Here is a 4,875-nt window from a genome sequence, read left to right on the forward strand (position 1 = left end):
AGCCCCAGCAACTGTTTGATACCACGGCGCATCAACGGGTGATCGTCCACGATCATTACTCGGTAATTTTTCATCACAATAAAACGTGCTCCCTGTAGCGAGTAAAGCCACTGCGTAATGCAGGCAGTAAAGCTGACTCTTAAAATATAGTAGTAATTAGCACTGTCGCTCGGCTCGAATGGCCGCCGTGCAATGCTGTTTGCCCTTATGGCGGGAAGGTAAGACAGACCTCCGTGCCCCCGGCATTACCACGCCTGATATGTAACGTACCGTTCAGGCGCGTTGCGCGTTCGCTCATAATGGTTAGCCCGTAATGGCCTTCCGGTTCATCCAGACTATCGATGCCGCAGCCGTCGTCACAAATGGTGATTTCGTTGTCTCCGCCGGGGGAGACTTCGCAACGGATCACAATTTCCTGTGCATCGGCGTGTTTGATGGCATTAAGCACGGCTTCACGTACGATCTGTAGCGCATGAACCTGTTGTTGGGCATTTAAAGCCTGTGAGGCTAACCGACAGTGTAACTGAATCCGTGCGCTGGTCAGCAGTTTTAATGGTTCCAATACCTGCTGCAACGCGGCGTTCAGATCGGCATCCTGAATGCTCAGGCGGAAAGTGGCCAGCAGTTCACGCAATTGGCGATAAGCATCCGCCAGTGCACGATCAAAATCGTCAATAATCTCATCCGCTTGCGGCGAGTTGCTCGCCAAAGTACGTTTTAGCAAGGTGAGCTGGATGCGCAGGAAGGTGAGTGCCTGGGCTAATGAATCATGCAGTTCGCGGGCGATGGTGGACCGTTCTTCCATCAGCAGAAATTGCATATGCTGCTTTTGTGCTCGGTTAAAGTAAACCCCGCGGCTGAGCATATTGGTCACGCTTTGCATCAGGTGCGGATGAGGCGGCAGTTGCTCCTGTTGCCAGCTCAGGCTGCCCAACGGTTTGTTGTCTTGCATAATCACCTGCGAATGCCAGGCCAGTTCCGCCACCGGTTCACCACTGCTGACCTGCCATTGGCTGAGGCTGTCTTCGACATTGAGCCGAATACAATGTAATTGTTCGCTTATCTTGATGATGTGCAGAACCTTCTCGAACGCCCGTTGATCCAATTGCCCAACGCTCAGCGCCTGGGAACAACTGTAGAGTACCTCCAGCGTGCGGTTGGCCTGCTGTAGCCGCTCGGTTTTTTCCTGCACCTTCTGCTCCAGCGACTGGTAGAGCTTCGCCAATTCGCCAGACATGGTGGTGAAGGTTTGCGAAAGGACGCCCAGTTCGTTAGGCAATGCAACATCAAGCGGCGGGTGATTAAAATCACGTTGTTGCATACGCAGGCTGGCATCCACCAGACGTTTGAGCGGGGTGACGACTTGGCGCCGCATAAAGCGGATGCAGAACAGCACCAGGGCAATAATGGCGATGTAACCCATCACGCTGATCGTCGCTACCACGGTCAGTTTTTGTTCGGAGTAGCGCTGCAAAGCGAAGACAAAATGGTCGATCTGATTAACATAGCTGGCCACGTTGGCCTGATAGTTTTCCGGGTTCCCGGCCAGGATCTGTTTTTCCAGTACCAGCCAGGCCTGGCGCAGCGTCAGGTATTTTTGCCGCACATCGTCAGGCACATAAAAGCGATCGAGTTTCAGTAAGGCTGGAGCCATCAGCGACTGCTGATACTGCATCAGGTGCTGCTGCACTTCAGCGGAACCGTTTGTGAGCTCATACGCCAACCGATAGCTCTGCATGCGCAACGATCCCGCGATATTTACCGCTTCGGCATCGCGCAGGCTGTCGGCCACGGTGGTCAGTGCCAGTCCGGTGGATAGCACAGAGAGTACCACAATGCCAATCAGCGCCTTCGCCAGGCTACCGGTCACTGAGCGTTTTACGAACAATTAAGCGTCCTTCTGGTTATTGGCCTATCTGAGCCGCCGAGTGTTATGCGCCGTCAAATTATAACTTTTGCTGGCAAAAAGCATGGCGATTTTGAGCAAACGGTCAATCTACCGCCAACAAAAACCTTCGTTATATAATCAAGTAGATAACGATTGGGCGACCTATTGTTGGCAAAATGCCCTATATCGGTTATCAGTGATTGATCTGGCGCAAGTAATACCCACTTTTACCTATTAAGGGTGATTATCTACTCCCTCCGATAAGCCTATTTTACCCTTGCCTCTTACCCGAGGTGCGAGACAAAAAATAATAAAGTCACACGATAATAATTTTTTACACGCGCGCGTGTTGATAACTTTGAAGGATACCCGAATGGCCGAATTGTCGCGACGCAGACTGCTCAGCGGACAATGGCGTCATCAAACTGATGCGATCCGTCCCCCGTGGTCGCGTGAAGCCCCTCTCTTCCTTGCGGGTTGCACCCGGTGCCAGGCCTGCGTTAACGCCTGTGAAACCGGTGTATTGATCAGCGGCAGTGGGGGTTATCCCGAAATCGATTTCCAACGCGCGGAATGTACCTTTTGCCGACAATGCGCAGATGCCTGCGAAGCCCCACTGTTTTACCCACCACAGCACCAACCCTGGCAACAAGTGGCGTCGTTTTCGGCCGTTTGCCTGGCGATGCAGGGGGTTGAATGTCGTAGCTGTCAGGACAGTTGTGAAACGCAGGCAATCCGTTTTCGGCCACGGTTAGGCGGCATAGCCCAACCGGCGCTCGAGGCGGCGGCGTGCAATGGTTGTGGTGCCTGCGTTGCCGGTTGCCCGACCTCGGCGATTGCAATAACCCGGAGTGAAAATAATGAGCAGTGAATGGCACGTAAGCGGGTTGATGGTGCAGGCCCGGCCAGACAAATTCCCGGCGCTGATCTCGGCGCTGCTGGCAATTCCTGATACGGAAATTCCGGCACAGGATCAGCAGCAGGGCAAGCTGGTCGTCGTTATGCAAGCAGCACGCTCCCAGGCGTTGCTGGAAAAAATTGAGTCGGCGCGCAATCTGGACGGCGTGTTGGCAGTGTCGCTGGTTTATCACCAGCAGGATGAGCAAGGTGAGGTAATGCCATGAAACTCAGTCGTCGAGACTTCATGAAAGCGAACGCTGCCGCGGCTGCTGCCGCAGCTGCCGGGCTGACGATCCCAACGGTCGCCCAAGCCGTGGTCGGCAGCAGTGACGAAATAAAATGGGACAAAGCACCTTGCCGTTTCTGCGGCACCGGGTGTGGCGTTCTGGTCGGCACCCAAAATGGCCGCATCGTGGCTTCGCAGGGCGATCCGGATGCTCCGGTTAACCGGGGTCTGAACTGTATTAAAGGCTACTTCCTGCCCAAGATCATGTATGGCAAGGATCGTCTGACACAGCCAATGCTGCGTATGAAGAACGGGCAGTATGACAAAGAAGGTGAGTTTACTCCCATCACTTGGGAAAAAGCCTTCGACGTCATGGAAGAAAAATTCAAAGGGGCACTGAAAGAGAAAGGGCCAGAGGCGGTCGGCATGTTCGGCTCCGGTCAGTGGACAGTATGGGAAGGCTACGCGGCGTCCAAACTGTTCAAAGCGGGCCTGCGTTCCAACAACCTCGATCCAAACGCGCGCCACTGCATGGCTTCTGCCGTAGTCGGCTTTATGCGCACCTTTGGCATGGATGAACCGATGGGCTGCTACGATGATATCGAGCAGGCCGACGCCTTCGTGCTGTGGGGCTCCAATATGGCGGAAATGCACCCGATCCTGTGGTCGCGCATTACCAACCGCCGCCTGGGCAACGACAAAGTCAACGTCTCGGTGCTTTCCACCTTTGAACACCGCAGCTTCGAGCTGGCGGACAACGGCATGATATTCACCCCGCAGACCGATCTGGCGATCATGAACTACATCGCCAACTACATTATTCAGAATAATGCGGTTGACCAGGACTTCCTCAAGCAGCACGTCAACATCCGCAAAGGGGCGACCGATATCGGTTACGGCCTGCGCCCAACTCACCCGTTGGAGAAAGCAGCCAAGAACCCAGGCAGCGATGCTTCGGAGCCGATGAGCTTCGAAGATTACAAAGCCTTTGTGGCGGAATATACGCTGGATAAGACCGCTGAATTGAGCGGCGTGTCGAAAGACCAACTGGAAGCGCTTGCCAAACTGTACGCCGATCCGAATGTAAAAGTTGTCTCTTACTGGACGATGGGCTTCAACCAGCATACCCGTGGCGTCTGGGCCAATAACCTGTGCTACAACCTGCACCTGCTGACCGGCAAGATCTCCAAGCCAGGCTGTGGGCCATTCTCGCTCACTGGCCAGCCTTCTGCCTGTGGTACTGCGCGTGAAGTGGGGACGTTCTCCCACCGCCTGCCTGCAGACATGGTGGTGACCAACGAGAAGCACCGCCAGATTGCCGAACAGAAATGGCAACTGCCAGCCGGCACTATCCCGGAAAAAGTCGGGTTGCATGCGGTTGCGCAAGACCGTGCGTTGAAAGACGGCAAGCTGAACGCCTACTGGGTGATGTGTAACAACAACATGCAGGCCGGGCCAAACATCAACGAAGAGCGTATGCCGGGCTGGCGCGATCCGCGCAACTTTATCGTGGTTTCCGATCCGTACCCAACGGTTAGCGCATTGGCCGCCGACCTGATCCTGCCTACGGCAATGTGGGTAGAAAAAGAAGGGGCTTACGGTAACGCTGAGCGTCGTACTCAGTTCTGGCATCAGCAGGTGAAAGCGCCTGGCGAGGCCAAGTCTGACCTGTGGCAGTTGGTGGAATTTGCCAAACGCTTCAAGGTGGAAGAAGTGTGGCCGGCGGAGCTGATCAACCAGAAGCCGGAATACCGTGGCAAAACCCTGTACGACGTGCTGTTCGTCAATGGTGAAGTGAACAAGTACAAGCTGGAAGAGATCCCGGCCGACCAGTTGAACGACGAGTCGCGCGAGTTCGGTT

4 protein-coding genes and 1 pseudogene are annotated in these 4,875 nt (G+C 54.7%); 3 read left to right on the forward strand and 2 right to left on the reverse strand.

Translation table 11 applies throughout. From position 1 onward, the window contains the following. Both ACLQ7H_RS01610 and narQ read right to left on the reverse strand, forming a co-directional pair. Positions 1-80 (reverse strand): annotated as a pseudogene (locus tag ACLQ7H_RS01610) (DNA-binding response regulator); the annotation flags it as partial. A gap of 125 nt (positions 81-205) precedes the next feature. Next, complete coding sequence (gene narQ / locus ACLQ7H_RS01615) at positions 206-1,888, reverse strand: nitrate/nitrite two-component system sensor histidine kinase NarQ (protein WP_411751159.1); 1,683 nt, start codon at positions 1,886-1,888, stop codon at positions 206-208. A gap of 373 nt (positions 1,889-2,261) precedes the next feature. Here narQ and napF point away from each other — a divergent pair, with 373 nt between their 5' ends. The 3 genes from napF to napA all read left to right on the forward strand — a co-directional run. Continuing rightward, the gene (gene napF / locus ACLQ7H_RS01620) at positions 2,262-2,759 is read left to right on the forward strand and encodes a ferredoxin-type protein NapF (RefSeq protein ID WP_021807093.1); all 498 of its coding nucleotides are present in this window, start codon (positions 2,262-2,264) and stop codon (positions 2,757-2,759) included. Then, positions 2,746-3,012, forward strand: a complete 267-nt coding sequence (gene napD / locus ACLQ7H_RS01625) for a chaperone NapD (RefSeq protein WP_411751161.1) — start codon at positions 2,746-2,748, stop codon at positions 3,010-3,012. The genes napF and napD overlap by 14 nt, the downstream gene beginning before the upstream one ends. Beyond that, on the forward strand, positions 3,009-4,875 hold a 1,867-nt coding region (gene napA, locus ACLQ7H_RS01630), incomplete at its 3' end, for a nitrate reductase catalytic subunit NapA (protein WP_411751160.1). The genes napD and napA, both read left to right, overlap by 4 nt.

The sequence above is a fragment of the Serratia sp. (in: enterobacteria) genome (assembly GCF_046715635.1).
In the GTDB taxonomy this organism is placed as follows: domain Bacteria; phylum Pseudomonadota; class Gammaproteobacteria; order Enterobacterales; family Enterobacteriaceae; genus Chania.

Coding starts and splice junctions, on each gene's coding strand:
- napF (WP_021807093.1), top strand. CDS start 2,262: ATGGCCGAATTGTCGCGACGCAGACTGCTCAGCGGACAATGGCGTCAT.